Here is a 13,212-nt window from a genome sequence, read left to right on the forward strand (position 1 = left end):
TATCGGTCTCTACCTCACCAAACCCGAGACTGGCTCACCGGCAGCTGCACCCCCCATATCCTGGGGGCCGATCGTTCGACGCCTTGCCCGAAGGACGTCCGCGCGCTGCGCCCACATTCGATTCGTCCTGGGGCACGCCCCCGCGTCGACGGGTTCTCTCCACGCACGTGGCTAGGATGACGAAGGACAACATGGTTGTGCCGCACCGGCTTTGGGGGAAGAAAATGGACACGCAACACCTGGACGCGATCGTTGCCGAGGCCCAGTCCCTGGACCCGGAGCATTTTTCCGCCTGGCGCGGAGGATGGACCAACGACATCGAACTGGCGCTCCTGGATGCGGTGCTCTCCATCCAGGCCCGGTACGAAACGAAGAACGGCAAGGGGGTCCTGTCCAAGGTCCAGGCCTACCGCGCGCACCGCGGCGGTCGCGCCGATGACCTGCGCGAGCTCGCCCGCACGGACGAAGCCGATCTCCTGGCCATCGTCGGACGCCAGGTCACCGGCGGCCGGACCAAGGCCAGCGCCGCCATCGAAGCGGCCCGGAACCTCGCGGAGCTCGGCGTGCACCATGCGGCGGACTTCGCTCCGGACAGCGCCGAACACCGCTCCGCCTACACACGCGTCACCGGGCTGGGCCCTGTCACCTACGCCTACCTGCGGATGCTCCTCGGGCACCCGGACGTGAAGGCGGACACCTGGGTCAACCGGTTCACGCACCGCGTGACAGGCGACGACACCCTCAGCCCGGACCACGTTCGTCGGCTCGTGACCGCAGCGGCGGCCATGCTGCCCGGGGATGTCTCCGCGACCGTGCTGGACCACGCGATCTGGCGTTCGGAGGCCCAACGGGAAGTTCCCTCCACTGGCGAAGGGGCCTGAAACCGTGGACGGGGCACCACCGCTCCCGCAGCGCGAACACGTCGAGCGGAAATTCAAGGCCGCCTGGACCGTGTTCTCGAAAACCTGTGGATCGTATCTGGCCCCGGAGGCGTCCTACCAAGCGTGGTTTGCCCATTACCTCATCTCCCAGTTCGGCATCGACAGGGTGGCGCGCGAGCCCACGATCCACATCAAGAATTTCTCTCTCTCGGACATTCGTCCGCTGTTCGCAGGCCAGGAAGTGAAGCTCGACGCGGTCGTCACCCGCGATCCCGGCATCTTCATGCCTCACTACGCCAACCGACTGGCCAAGGCAGTGGATGGCAGCGGGCTCGGCCTGCTCAACCAGCTCGCCGTCATCTCAGAACTGAAGGTCGCGGCAACCCAAACGAACGGTTTGGACTACCCGGAAGTCAAGCGCGACATCGACAAGCTCCGGCTGTTACTGCATGAACACCGCCACGAATACGACGGGATTGCTCGTCCGAAGGCCTACCTGTGTGTCTTGGACAACCACCCCCGCCGCAAGAAGTTCGACGCGGCCCGTCTCCATGACCACGCCCGTCATGAGGATCCGCTTCTAGATATTGAAGTCCTCTACGAAGCATCGGAGGAGGTACCCGAAATACCCCTGAGCGGGAAGCTTTACCGCTAATTTCGCTGCGCGAGCATGCATCGTGTGAGGACAGTGCAGTGCTGTGGGCGGTTGGGACCGATGCGATAGATCGGTCCGTCACAGTCAAGCATTCGATCATTGGGACTCGTCTAACGCCGATAACGGCGCATAAGACATTGCCGCGGGAATTTGCGGTTAGGTCGCGTCTGAAATCGTGTCCTCGATGCATCCGAGGTGCTCGCGCATCGCGGCGGCGGCCTTGGCGGAGTCGCCGGATCGCAGGGCCGCAAGGATCTTCGCATGCCCGGCCGCCGAAGCCTTCGTCCGACTGGGGCCCTGAAATCCCAGCCGTCGCGACGAACTCGCCCAGTCGCTGACCATCCGTATCAGATCCGACACCAGGGGATTGCGGGCGATGTCGGCGATGGCCACGTGGAACTCAACATCGAGCTCCAGCAGCCGCGTGGCGTTGTTTTCCCCGTCCGCCGCCTCGAGGAGTGCTTGAAGCCTGACGATGTCCTCGGGCGTCGTCTTGCCCGCCGCCAGTGCCGCCACCGCGGGTTCGACGGTGCTGCGCAGTTCCATGACCTGAGCGAAATCCGCCCGGGCGGCCCGCAACGCTTCGGACAGTCTCGCTGCGTGCCTGTCCGGCGTCGTCGCCTGGACCACGGTTCCGCGCCCCGGCCGGCGACTGAGCAGGCCCCGGATCTCCAGTTCCAGCAAGGCCTCCCTCAACGTCGCCCGCGACACGCCCAGCATCGTGGCCAACTCACGCTCCGGGGGGATCTTCTCGCCCGTGGGTAGCTCGCCTCGGGCGATCATCAATTCCAGCTCGGCCGCGAGGCTCCCACCCAGCGAGACCCATTCGTGTCCCACGGATGTCCAATTGACCATGACCGGTCCTCTCTGAAACGCGTCTTGATCTCCAAGTTTAGCCATGGCATATTGGTCAGACCATTGAACCAATGATGATCCACCTCACACAAGGACTCACATGGACACCAGAGCACAAGCCGCGCAGCTGGACGCCGGCACGCAAAAGCAAACCCGCCTCCGCCGGATCATGGGTGTCGCGGGACCCGGCTTCATCGTCGCCGCGGCCGGAGTCGGCGCAGGCGACCTGATCGCCTCCCTGAACTCCGGCGCCCAGTACGGTCTGTCCCTGGCCTGGGCCGTGGTTGTCGGGTGCTTCATCAAGTTCATCGTCACCGAATGCATCGGACGCTGGTCGCTCGCGACCGGCATCAGTCCCCTTCGCGGCTTCCACCGGTTGAGCAAGGGCTTCACGGCGTACTTCGGCATCTACTCGGTGATCCTCGGATTCTTCTACGGCGCCGCCATCGCCGGCGCCCTAGGCCTGACGATCAACGCCATGTTCCCCGCCATCGGCGTCAAAGTCGGAGCGATCGTCGCCGTTCTGATCGGGCTAGGCGTCCTCTGGATCGGAAAGTACGCCTCCTTTGAGAAGATCATGGCGGTCTTCGTTGCCGTCATGTTCTTCTCGATCGTCGGAGCCGCCGTCCTGACGGCACCGGACCTGAACCTGCTGGCCACGGGATTCACCCCCACGGTTCCGGAGAACGGCACTTTCTACGTCCTGGGCGTCATGGGCGGCGTGGGCATGTCCATCGGCCTGTTGTCCTACGGATACTGGTTGCGCGACCGCGGATGGAACGGACCCACGTGGATCAAGACCATGCGCCTGGACCTCTTCATCGGCTACGGCATGACGTTCATCTTCATGCTCGCCATGATGGTGGTCGGCGCGGCATTCCTCCAAGGACAGGGCACCCAGGTCGGCGGCCTCACCGACCTGAAGGAACTCGCGCAACCCTTCGCCGAGAAGTTCGGGGAGCCGGCCAAGTGGCTACTGCTCATCGGAATGTTCTCCGCGGTCTACAGCTCGCTGATCGGCGGCTACAACGCCTTGGCCAACGTCTTCAACGACATCTTCAACATCTTCCGCGGAACGAGCAACGAACGCGACGAAAACGCGGCCCGCTCCCGCCCCTTCCGCGCCTACATCCTCTGGATGTGCATCCCCCCGCTGGGCATGCTCTTCCTCGACGAGCCCGTCCTGCTGGTGCTGATCTACGCCGCCCTCGGCGCGCTGCTCATGCCGGTGCTGATCGCGGGCCTGCTGTGGATGATGAACACGAAAACCCTCGACAAGGCCCACCGCAATGGCATCGCCATGAACTCGGCACTGGTCCTCGGCCTTGCCATGTTCCTGGCCCTCGCCGTCAACGAGCTCCTGTCGCTGTAACGATCAACCTGCACCCCTTGGCCCGAAAGGCACATCAGTGAAGTTCTCAACACGCCCGGAACTCGCCGGCACGTTCGGCATGGTCTCCTCGACGCATTGGCTCGCATCCCAGGTGGGGATGGGGGTTCTCGAACGCGGCGGAAACGCCGTCGACGCGGCCGCCGCGGCCGCATTCACGCTCCAAGTCGTTGAACCACACCAGAACGGCCCGGGCGGCGACATGCCCCTGATCTTCGCCCGCGCCGACGACAAGCGCCCCCGGGTCCTCTGTGCCCAGGGCCCCGCGCCCGCCGCCGCGTCCCCCGAAGCGTTCCGGGACCTCGGCATCGACATGGTCCCCGGCACCGGGCTCCTGGCGGCCGCGATCCCCGGCGCAACGCTCGGCTGGATGACCATCCTGCGCGACGAGGGAACGCTGAGCCTCAACGAGGCCCTCGAAGCCGCCGCGGACTACGCTGCGAACGGCTACCCAGCCTCCGCGAAAGTCGTCGAATACATCGAACGCATGGCCCCGCTGTTCCGTAAGCACTGGCCGCCCTCCGCGGACGTGTACCTTCCCGACGACAAGGTCCCGGTCGAAGGCCAACTGCTCGTGAACACGGCACTGGCCAGGACCTACCGCCGCCTCATGGCCGCCGAAACCGACGCGTTGGCCCAAGGCGCCACCCGGACGGCGGCCCTCGACGCGGCGATCCGGGAGTGGACCGACGGATTCGTGGCCCGGGAGATGGAAAGCTTTGCTCGGACCCCTTGGCACGACTCGACCGGGACCGCCCACTCCGGGTTCCTGACATCGGAGGATCTCCGGAACTGGCGTCCCCATTACGAAGAGCCCGTCAGCCTTGATTTCGAGGGATACACGGTGTGCAAACCCGGCTTCTGGAGCCAAGGGCCCGTCCTGCTCCAACAGCTCGCCCTGCTGTCCGGACTGCACGCCAAACCGGGAACCATCGACGGCACACACAACATGATCGAGGCCGGCAAGCTCGCCTTCGCCGACAGGGAGGCCTGGTACGGGGATACGAACGACGTTCCCGGGGAGACGCTCCTCTCCGCAGACTACGCGGACGAACGGCGCCAACTCATCACCTCCACGGCCTCAATGGACATCCGTCCGGGGCGGCCCGACCAACGCCAGCCCGTCCTGCCGGATCTCCAGGTTGCCGGGGACTTCGACCCCAGCGGGCTCAGCGGGGTCGGTGAACCCAACGCCGTTGCGGCCCTCCTGGACTCCGGCCCCAAACCCAACGGCGAAGCCAGGACAGACACGGTCCACGTCGACGTGGTCGATCGATGGGGCAACATGGTCTCGGCCATGCCCAGCGGTGGCTGGCTCCACTCCTCGCCCGTCATCCCCGAACTGGGCTTCCCCCTCGGCACCCGGCTGCAGATGGCATGGCTCGAGTCCGGGCTGCCCAACACACTCGCACCGGGCAAACGACCCCGAACCACATTGTCCCCGACCATGGTCCTCAAAGACGGCGAGCCCGTCATGGCCTTCGGTTCCCCCGGCGGGGATCAGCAGGACCAATGGCAGCTGCAGTTCTTCCTCAACCATGTACGGGGAGGCCTGAACCTCCAAGAGGCCATCGACGCCCCCGCCTTCCACAGCACCCATTTCCCGAGTTCCTTCTACCCCCACGAGCGCCAGATCGGGGTCATCGTCATCGAGGCGCGCGCCGGGGAGAAGACCATCGCGGGACTCGAAGCCAAGGGGCACATCGTGGGCCGCGCGGGCGATTGGGAAATCGGGCGCATGTGCGCGGTTTCCCGGGACCCTCGAACTGGGGTCCTCCGCGCTGCCGCCAATGCCCGCGGCATGCAGGGTTACGCGGTGGGCCGATGACCTCGCACCCGGCATCCGTCAAGGAATCGGCTCCCTCCCCGGCCCGCCGCGTAAGGCCTCGCCGGATCGGTACGCCCCAACTGCACACCGCGCTGATGCTCGCACTGACCTTCTCGACCGGAATAGTCGACGCCATCGGGTTCCTCGCCCTGGACCGGGTCTTCACGGGAAACATGACCGGGAACGTCGTCATTCTCGGGATGGCTATGACCGGGGCAACGGACTTGCCCGTGGTGGGGCCACTCGTGGCTCTGCTGATGTTCTTCCTGGGCGCCATGCTTGCCGGTCGGAGGCTCCGCGGAAGCCCCGACGGGTGGAGCCCCGCCACGACCGTCATCTTCGCCACGGTCGCCATCTGTCTGGCGCTCGAGGGCCTCGCGTTCCTGGTATTCGGGGCGACGGTCTTCCCCTACAAGACCGAGGCGGCCGCCGCGGTCCTGGGGTTTGTCATGGGCGCGCAGGCCGCCGCGGCGCGAAAGGTCAAGGTGGCCGATGTCACGACCGTCGTCGTCACGTCAACGCTCACGGCCTTGGCCGCGGAGTCCCGGTTCGGTGCCGGCACCGACCAGCCTTGGGTGAGGCGCGTCCTGGCCGTGACTCTGATCCTTCTCGGAGCCCTTGCTGGTGCCGCGCTCCTGACCGTGGGGCTGTGGGTGGCTTTCGCGCTCTCGACTGCGGTGACGACCGCGGTGCTCATACTCGGCCACCGACGCATGAAGACGGAAGACACCGCCGACGGCTAGCCAGCGTTCCCACGGGCTTTCGGACGGCGGAGCCCCGGCTCCAGCGCCGGATCAAGTCACTGTTCGACCCCTCGGCATCCTCGACCCGGGAAGCTGCTCGCGCCGGAGCGTGACGTCGCGCGCCGTCGCGCCGTCAGCCGTCGCGCCGCGCACCAAACCGTAGGATGACTTGGGGCAGCGCGAATGCGGTGCCAGACTTCGACGGTGGGGAACATGGAACAGCAGGGCATTGTGCACGCGAACGTCGGCATCCGCCCCGACGCCTTCTGGCGAACGTTCCTCGCCATGGCCATGGGCGTGGGGATCCTCGCCGGAGTCGCCTTGGCCATCGGCCCGATCGCGCTCCTGGTCGCCCACCCGCAAGTGTGGATGCTGGTGCCGCTCGTCCTGGTGCCACTCGGCGGCTGGATCGCGGTGAAGACCGCCGGTCATGCCCGCAAGCTGCGCTGGCACTATGCCCACCTGCCGGAGTTCGTCCTCTTCGCGGACCGGATCGAGTCGGCGGAATGGCCCAACCCCTTGGGGAAGGGCGCTCGGATCCCGACCGACGACGCACCCCGCCGACGCGTCGTCGACCTGGGATCCGTGACGTCCGTCGTCGTCTCCTTCTGCCTCGTGCGACAAACCAGGAACAGGTACGGCATACCCGCCAACGAGACGGCGCCTATCCTCTACGTGCGCTACCGCGACCGGGGCTGGCGAAACCTTCTGAGCGTGCCGTTCCCCTCGCACGCCACCCCCGGCGTGGACCGGTGGCTCGCCCATGTGGCCGCCCGGGGGATCCCGCTGCGGTACACCGCACGGATCCTCTTCCGGCACGATACGCAGATCCTGGACGACGCCGGGCGGCTCGCGGACCTGGACGGGGCCCGCGACCTGCTCCCCTACCGGTTCTCCAACGGGTGGCTGGCCGATAAGGAGGCGCTGGGCACCGCGTGGCTGGCGCTTCAGGAAACGCACCGCGCGGAGGAGGAGGCACTCGACCCGGCCCTCAAGGACGCCCGGTCCAAGCACCCACTCACAAAGTGGATCTCCCAAGGGCTGGTGTTCGTTTGGCTGGGCATGGTGCCCTTCTTGCTCGCGTTCCCGGCCCGCCAGGGCGCGCTGGATCCCACCAACGCGACGCCGGGCATCGCCGCCGTCGTCCTCTTCGGCCTCCTGTTCTTCCACCTTCTCCGCAGTCGGCTCCGCTGGCCCTACATTTTCATCTATTCGGCAGGGGCCTTGGCGACGGGCATCATGGTGCTGATCGGGAGCGTGGAGCTGTCCGCGGCGGAGCAGGGCGTCGGCGCAGCCTTCTTCCTCGCGACCCTCGTGTTCCAACCCTTCTGCTGGGTTCCTTACCTCGTGGTCAAGAAGCTGGCAGAGAGGCGCGGGAACAACGCACGGCGAGAATACACCGTGTCCACGGCAACCCGTGCGGCCGCGCGCCGCTGAGGAAGCCCATGCCGACCGGCCTGCGCGTGGAATAGGCGGCCCCGCCGTCGTGTTGGCCCCGGTGTGAAGAGCATCGGATTCCTGTCCTTCGGCCACTGGACCGACCACCCGCAGTCCGGCACGCGCAGCGCGTCGGACGCTCTGCTACAGGCGATCGACCTCGCGGTCGCTGCCGAGGAGCTCGGCGCGGACGGCGCCTACTTCCGCGTCCACCACTTCGCGCAGCAATACGCCTCCCCGTTCCCGCTGCTCGCCGCCATCGGCGCGCGGACCAGCCGGATCGAGATCGGCACCGGCGTGATCGACATGCGCTACGAGAACCCGCTCTACATGGCGGAGGACGCCGGCTCGGCCGACCTGATCTCGGGCGGCCGGCTGCAGCTCGGCATCAGCCGGGGCTCGCCGGAACAGGTCGTCGACGGGTGGCGCCATTTCGGCTTCTCCCCCGCCGAGGGCGAGTCCGACGCCGACATGGGCCGCCGGCACACCGAACGCCTGCTCGAGGTGCTCAAGGGCGAGGGCTTCGCGCAGCCGAGCCCGCGCCCGATGTTCCCGAACCCGCCGGGCCTGCTCCGCGTGGAGCCGCACTCCGAGGGTCTGCGCGAGCGCATCTGGTGGGGCTCCGGCTCCAACGCGACGGCGGTCTGGGCGGCGAAGCTCGGCATGAACCTGCAGAGCTCCACGCTCAAGGACGACGAGAGCGGCAAGCCCTTCCACGTCCAGCAGGCCGAGCAGATCGAGCTCTACCGGCAGGCCTGGAAGGAGGCGGGGCACCAGCGCGAGCCCCGCGTCTCCGTCAGCAGGAGCATCTTCGCGCTCACGGACGAGCGCGACTGGCAGTACTTCGGCCGCGACCGCTACAGCTCGGACCAGGTGGGCAATATCGACGAGAAGACCCGCGCGGTCTTCGGCCGGTCCTACGCGGGCGCCCCGGACGAGCTGATCGCGAAGCTCGCGGAGGACGAGGCCATCGCCGCGGCCGACACCCTGCTGCTCACGGTCCCGAACCAGCTCGGCGTCGACTACAACGCCCACGTCATCGAGTCGATCCTGACGCACGTGGCGCCGGGGCTCGGCTGGCGCTGACATCCGCGGGCGACGGGGCGGGCGACGGCACGACGACGCCGGGGCCCGGCCGGCACTCGCGCCCGCGGACGCCGGACCGGCGGGTCAGTCCCGCCGGTAGCCGGCCACGAGCTCGCGCTTGAGGATCTTGCCGCTCGGGCCCATCGGGAACTCCTCGACAATCTGGATCAGGCGCGGGAACTTGTAGGACGCGAGCCGCTCCTCCGCGTAGGCGCGCAGCTCGTCCGCGGTGAGGCCGCTGCCGGGGGCCAGCGAGACCGCGGCCGCGATCTCCTCGCCGTGCACGTCGTCGGGGACGCCGAACACCGCGGCGTTCGCGACGTCGGGGTGCCCCACGAGCACCTCCTCGACCTCCCGCGGGTAGACGTTGTAGCCGTTGCGCAGGATCATGTCCTTCTTCCGGTCCAGGATCCGGATATAGCCGTCCTCGTCCTTGGTGCCGAGGTCCCCGGAACGGAACCAGCCGTCGACGATGGCCTCGGCCGTGGCGTCCGGCCGGTTGAGGTAGCCGGAGAACAGGTTGTGCCCGCGGATGACGATCTCGCCCAGCTCGCCCGTGGGCAGCAGCTCGATGGCGTCCGGCAGCTCGGGCCGGGCGATCTCGACGTCGACGCCCCAGATCGCCTGTCCCACGGTGCCGGGCACGGGCTCGCGGCCGACGTGGTTGAAGCATGCCACCGGGGAGGTCTCGGTCAGCCCGTAGCCCTCGTAGATCCGCGCGCCGAAGGCCTCCTCGAAGTCGTTGAGCACGGCGAGCGTCAGGGCGGAACCGCCCGAGATCGCGTAGCGCAGGCCGCCGGACTTCGCCGACGCCCCGCGCTGGCGTAGCCCCGCCAGCAGCCCCACGTACATCGTCGGCACCGCGCAGAAGATGTCGATCCCGGCCTCGACCAGGTCCAGCGCGGCGTCCGGGGTGAACTTGGGCAGCAGGACCACCTCCGCGCCGGCCCGCAGCCCGGTGTTCAGGACCACGGTCTGCCCGAACGTGTGGAACAGGGGGAGCCCGCCGAAGATGCGGTCCCGCTCCCGGATGTCGAAGGTGCTGGTCAGCAGGACGTTGACCTGCTCCACGAGGGCCAGGTGCGTGCCGAGCGCGCCCTTGGGCTTCCCGGTGGTGCCGGAGGTGTAGAGGATCGTGGCGATGTCGTCCGGTTGGCGGGGCACGTAGCCGGTGATCGGCTCGGCCGCGGCGGCGAGGTCCTCGAGCCGGGGCAGCGCGTGTCCCTCGGGGGCGAGGACCGTGACGATCCCGGCCCCCGCCGCCTCGGCGGCGGGCTGGCCCTCGGCGAGCAGCGGCGCGGCACAGACCAGGAGGGTGGCGCCGGCGTCGGACAGGACGTACTCGATCTCGTGGCGCTTGAGCAGCGCGTGGACCGGGACCACGGTGCCGCCGAGGGCCAGGACGGCGTAGTAGGTGCGCGCGAAGTCGGTGACGTTGGGCATGAGGATCGCGACGCGGGAATCCTCGCCGACCCCCTGCGCGGACAGGGCCCCGGCGTAGGCGCGCGTCTGCTCCCACAGCTGCGCGTAGCTCACCGATTCCCCGTTCAGGGTCACGGCGGGGTGCTCGGCGTAGCGGCGGGCCGACTCGGCCAGGATCGCGGCGACGGACAGGGTGGCGAACATGGGGGCTCCTCGGGACGTGATGTGCGTCATGCCAGCATGGCGTGAGACTGAGTGCCACGTCAATGGACTGAGTCTCACATTTCCGCCCGGGAGGGTCTGCGGCCCGCCGGATCAGGACCCCCGGGACGCGTGCCCGCGGCTGCCGCACCTACTCGACGACGAAGAACTCCAGGTGCACCGCGTCCGGATGCCGCACCCCGGTCCCCACGAGGACCCGCGAGCCGAGCCAGGCCCAACGGCCCCCGGACACCATGCGCGGCACGCACCGGAAGTAGATGCGGTCCGGGTCCACGGCCTCCCCGCGGACCAGCGCGGCGATGTCCTCGGCGGAGCCCGCGCGCAGCCCGACGTTGGAGACGTAGATCTTCTCGCCGTCGTCGGTCTCGATGACGTACTTGGCCTCGAGCTCGGTCAGCGTGTCCGACTTCAGGAGCTGGAAGTCCGCCCCGACCGGCAGCACGGATCCCCGCAGTTCGGGGCCCTCGACCGTCCCGCCGACGATCGGGATGACGCGGCGGAAGCCCTCGGACGTCTCCCCCACCTCGATCGGCGCACCGACCTTCACCTTCACGGTGGTCAGGTACGTCAGGGACGGCGTCGTCGTCGGTGCGCTCATGCCACGACCCTACAATCCCGCTCGGTCTCGCGCAGGAACTCGATCGCCGCGCCAACCCGCCGCGGCGCGCGCTGGCCCGGCGGCAGCATGGCCACGATGGCGTTCGCCGCGGTCCGGTCCGCCACGGGAATGAACACCACCTCGCCGCCCTCGTACGTGCTGCCGGTCGCGGGCGGGCTATTCACGAAGGAGTAGCCCAGCCCGCGCGCGACCATCGAGCGGATGGTCTCCATATTGCCGCTGGTCCAGCGGATCCGCGGCTCCAACCCGGCCGAGCGCATCACCGCGGTCAGCCGCTCGACCGTCGGCGGGATGTCCAGCAGGATCGCCGGCTCCTCCGCGATCTCCGCCAGACCGATCGAGGATCGGCCCGCCAGCGCGTGCCCGGCGGGCAGCACCACGTGGAGGCGCACCGTCGCGATGCGCACGCGCTCCAGGTCGTCGTCGGACTGCTGCTCGTACACCAGCGCCATGTCCAGGCGCCCGTTGCGCACGTCGTCCTGCAGGGCCGACGGCGCCGCCTCCCGGAAGCCGACGTCCACCAGCGGGTGGTTGGACACGAAGTGGTCCACCAGCGCCGGCACCAGCCGGGGCGACAGCGTGTGGCTGCAGCCGATCCGCAGCGCACCGCGCATCTCGGCCAGGCTCTCGGAGACGGCGTCGGACGCCTCGGCCACGCGCTCGAGGATCGCGCGGGCATGCGCCGCGAACCCGAGGCCGGCCGGCGTGGGGACCACCTTCTTCGACCGGGTGCGGATGAGCAGGTCCGCGCCCACCGCCTTCTCCAGCTGGCCCACCGCCATCGACGCCGCGGCCTGGGAGATGTGGCAGGCCGCCGCGGCCGCCGTCACCGAGCCGTGGTCGATCACGGACACGTAGTACTGCAGCTGCCGCAGCGTGATTTCGGACATCAGTTTCCTTGATGGTCGGCATCGGATCAATTGACTATTCAGAGTATGTGGCGCGGGACACACTGGATCAAGTCACCCCTCCGGTCCCCCGGACCCGAACGTGCGAAGGAGCACCATGACCACCGCATCCGCGCCCGGCGAACTCCGCCCCCGCATCGTCACCCTCGGCACCGCCGGCGGCCCCCGCTGGTGGAAGTCCGGCTCGGCCCACCGCCGCACCGGCATCGCGACCGCCGTCGTGGTGGGCGAGAACTTCTACCTCGTCGACTGCGGCCACGGCGTCGGCCGGCGCATCAACGAGGCGGGGCTGCGGATGCGCGACCTGCGCGGCATCTTCCTCACGCACCTGCACTCGGACCACACGGTCGACCTGGCGAGCCTGGCGATCTTCGGCCTCTACGAGCTCGGCGAGCGCCGCGGGGACCCCGTGCGGATCATCGGCCCCGGAGACCGCGGCAAGCTGCCGCACGCCTCGCCGCGCGCCGTCGTCCCGCCGACGCCGCTGGCCCCGGAGTGCCCGACGCCGGGGACCGCGAAGATGTTCGAGCTGCTCATGAGGGCCCACGCGACCGACCTCAACGACCGCATCATCGACAGCCTGCGCCCCAGCCCGTTCGAGCTCTTCGAGGCCTCCGACATCCGGCTGCCGGAGGGCATCGGCTACGACGCCAACCAGAACCCGACGCCGGACATGGAGCCGTTCGTCATCTTCCGGGACGACGTCGTCACCGTCTCCGCGATCCTCGTGGAGCACCCGCCCGTGGCCCCGGCGTTCGGGCTGCGCTTCGACACCGCCGAAGGGTCCGTCACCTTCTCCGGGGACACCGCGTACACGCCCAACATGGTCCGGCTGGCGCGCGACACCGACCTGCTGCTCCACGAGGCCATCGACTTCGGCTTCATCGAGGAGATGTACGGGTCCAAGACGGACGAGGGGTCCCGGGCCGCCCGCGACCACCACTACAAGTCGCACACCAGCGTCGTCGACGCGGCGCGCGTCGCCCGCGAGGCCGGGGCGCGGCAGCTGGCGCTCCACCACCTGGTGCCCGGCACCGCCCCCGACGCCGTGTGGCGGCAGGCGGCGGACCACTTCGACGGCGGCTTCCACGTGCCGGACGACCTCGACGTCATCGAACTGCGCCCGGCCGCAGACCGCATCCCCGTCTAGTCCCATACTGATTCAA

The 13,212-nt window shown here is 68.5% G+C and carries 12 protein-coding genes; 8 read left to right on the top strand and 4 right to left on the bottom strand.

Annotated features, from left to right (window positions below; genetic code table 11):
• The first annotated feature begins 224 nt into the window (after positions 1–224).
• Together ACETWP_RS15850 and ACETWP_RS15855 are read left to right on the top strand one after the other, a co-directional pair.
• Positions 225–881 (top strand): DUF8548 family protein, encoded by a 657-nt coding sequence (locus tag ACETWP_RS15850; RefSeq protein ID WP_373973239.1) that lies wholly within the window; start codon positions 225–227, stop codon positions 879–881.
• A 4-nt stretch (positions 882–885) separates the two neighbouring features.
• A complete protein-coding gene (locus tag ACETWP_RS15855) occupies positions 886–1,536 on the top strand; it encodes a hypothetical protein (RefSeq protein WP_373973240.1) in 651 nt (216 codons plus the stop codon).
• A gap of 156 nt (positions 1,537–1,692) precedes the next feature.
• Here the strand turns inward: ACETWP_RS15855 and ACETWP_RS15860 are convergent, their stop codons facing one another.
• Positions 1,693–2,391 carry a FadR/GntR family transcriptional regulator gene (locus ACETWP_RS15860; RefSeq protein ID WP_373973241.1) on the bottom strand — a complete coding sequence of 233 codons (699 nt, stop codon included), beginning with the start codon at positions 2,389–2,391 and terminating at the stop codon, positions 1,693–1,695.
• 100 nt (positions 2,392–2,491) lie between these two features.
• Between ACETWP_RS15860 and ACETWP_RS15865 the strand changes: the two genes are divergently transcribed.
• From ACETWP_RS15865 to ACETWP_RS15885, 5 genes are all read left to right on the top strand, one after another.
• On the top strand, positions 2,492–3,763 hold the full coding sequence (locus tag ACETWP_RS15865; protein WP_373973242.1) for an Nramp family divalent metal transporter: 1,272 nt from the start codon (positions 2,492–2,494) through the stop codon (positions 3,761–3,763).
• 37 nt (positions 3,764–3,800) lie between these two features.
• A complete protein-coding gene (locus tag ACETWP_RS15870) occupies positions 3,801–5,609 on the top strand; it encodes a gamma-glutamyltransferase family protein (RefSeq protein ID WP_445012766.1) in 1,809 nt (602 codons plus the stop codon).
• A 95-nt stretch (positions 5,610–5,704) separates the two neighbouring features.
• Positions 5,705–6,352, top strand: a complete 648-nt coding sequence (locus ACETWP_RS15875; RefSeq protein ID WP_373973243.1) for a DUF1275 family protein — start codon at positions 5,705–5,707, stop codon at positions 6,350–6,352.
• A gap of 213 nt (positions 6,353–6,565) precedes the next feature.
• Positions 6,566–7,789 (top strand): hypothetical protein, encoded by a 1,224-nt coding sequence (locus ACETWP_RS15880; protein WP_373973244.1) that lies wholly within the window; start codon positions 6,566–6,568, stop codon positions 7,787–7,789.
• A 63-nt stretch (positions 7,790–7,852) separates the two neighbouring features.
• Positions 7,853–8,875 carry an LLM class flavin-dependent oxidoreductase gene (locus ACETWP_RS15885; RefSeq protein WP_373973245.1) on the top strand — a complete coding sequence of 341 codons (1,023 nt, stop codon included), beginning with the start codon at positions 7,853–7,855 and terminating at the stop codon, positions 8,873–8,875.
• 84 nt (positions 8,876–8,959) lie between these two features.
• Here ACETWP_RS15885 and ACETWP_RS15890 read toward each other — a convergent pair whose 3' ends face one another.
• From ACETWP_RS15890 to ACETWP_RS15900, 3 genes are all read right to left on the bottom strand, one after another.
• Positions 8,960–10,501, bottom strand: a complete 1,542-nt coding sequence (locus ACETWP_RS15890; RefSeq protein WP_373973246.1) for a long-chain-fatty-acid--CoA ligase — start codon at positions 10,499–10,501, stop codon at positions 8,960–8,962.
• A 148-nt stretch (positions 10,502–10,649) separates the two neighbouring features.
• Complete coding sequence (locus ACETWP_RS15895) at positions 10,650–11,117, bottom strand: DUF3237 domain-containing protein (protein ID WP_373973247.1); 468 nt, start codon at positions 11,115–11,117, stop codon at positions 10,650–10,652.
• Complete coding sequence (locus tag ACETWP_RS15900; protein WP_373973248.1) at positions 11,114–12,028, bottom strand: LysR family transcriptional regulator; 915 nt, start codon at positions 12,026–12,028, stop codon at positions 11,114–11,116. The genes ACETWP_RS15895 and ACETWP_RS15900 overlap by 4 nt, the downstream gene beginning before the upstream one ends.
• A gap of 115 nt (positions 12,029–12,143) precedes the next feature.
• On the opposite strand from ACETWP_RS15900, the gene ACETWP_RS15905 reads away from it, so the two are divergent.
• A complete protein-coding gene (locus tag ACETWP_RS15905; RefSeq protein ID WP_373973249.1) occupies positions 12,144–13,196 on the top strand; it encodes an MBL fold metallo-hydrolase in 1,053 nt (350 codons plus the stop codon).
• The last annotated feature ends 16 nt before the right edge of the window (positions 13,197–13,212 follow it).

Source organism: Arthrobacter halodurans (genome assembly GCF_041877255.1).
Taxonomy (GTDB): Bacteria; Actinomycetota; Actinomycetes; order Actinomycetales; family Micrococcaceae; genus Arthrobacter_N; species Arthrobacter_N halodurans.

What these genes read in the sequence shown, in the direction of transcription:
- ACETWP_RS15850 (WP_373973239.1), top strand. Translation starts at nt 225, where the DNA reads ATGGACACGCAACACCTGGACGCGATCGTTGCCGAGGCCCAGTCCCTG.
- ACETWP_RS15860 (WP_373973241.1), bottom strand. Translation starts at nt 2,391, where the DNA reads ATGGTCAATTGGACATCCGTGGGACACGAATGGGTCTCGCTGGGTGGG.
- ACETWP_RS15865 (WP_373973242.1), top strand. Translation starts at nt 2,492, where the DNA reads ATGGACACCAGAGCACAAGCCGCGCAGCTGGACGCCGGCACGCAAAAG.
- ACETWP_RS15875 (WP_373973243.1), top strand. Translation starts at nt 5,705, where the DNA reads ATGCTCGCACTGACCTTCTCGACCGGAATAGTCGACGCCATCGGGTTC.
- ACETWP_RS15880 (WP_373973244.1), top strand. Translation starts at nt 6,566, where the DNA reads ATGGAACAGCAGGGCATTGTGCACGCGAACGTCGGCATCCGCCCCGAC.
- ACETWP_RS15890 (WP_373973246.1), bottom strand. Translation starts at nt 10,501, where the DNA reads ATGTTCGCCACCCTGTCCGTCGCCGCGATCCTGGCCGAGTCGGCCCGC.
- ACETWP_RS15895 (WP_373973247.1), bottom strand. Translation starts at nt 11,117, where the DNA reads ATGAGCGCACCGACGACGACGCCGTCCCTGACGTACCTGACCACCGTG.
- ACETWP_RS15900 (WP_373973248.1), bottom strand. Translation starts at nt 12,028, where the DNA reads ATGTCCGAAATCACGCTGCGGCAGCTGCAGTACTACGTGTCCGTGATC.
- ACETWP_RS15905 (WP_373973249.1), top strand. Translation starts at nt 12,144, where the DNA reads ATGACCACCGCATCCGCGCCCGGCGAACTCCGCCCCCGCATCGTCACC.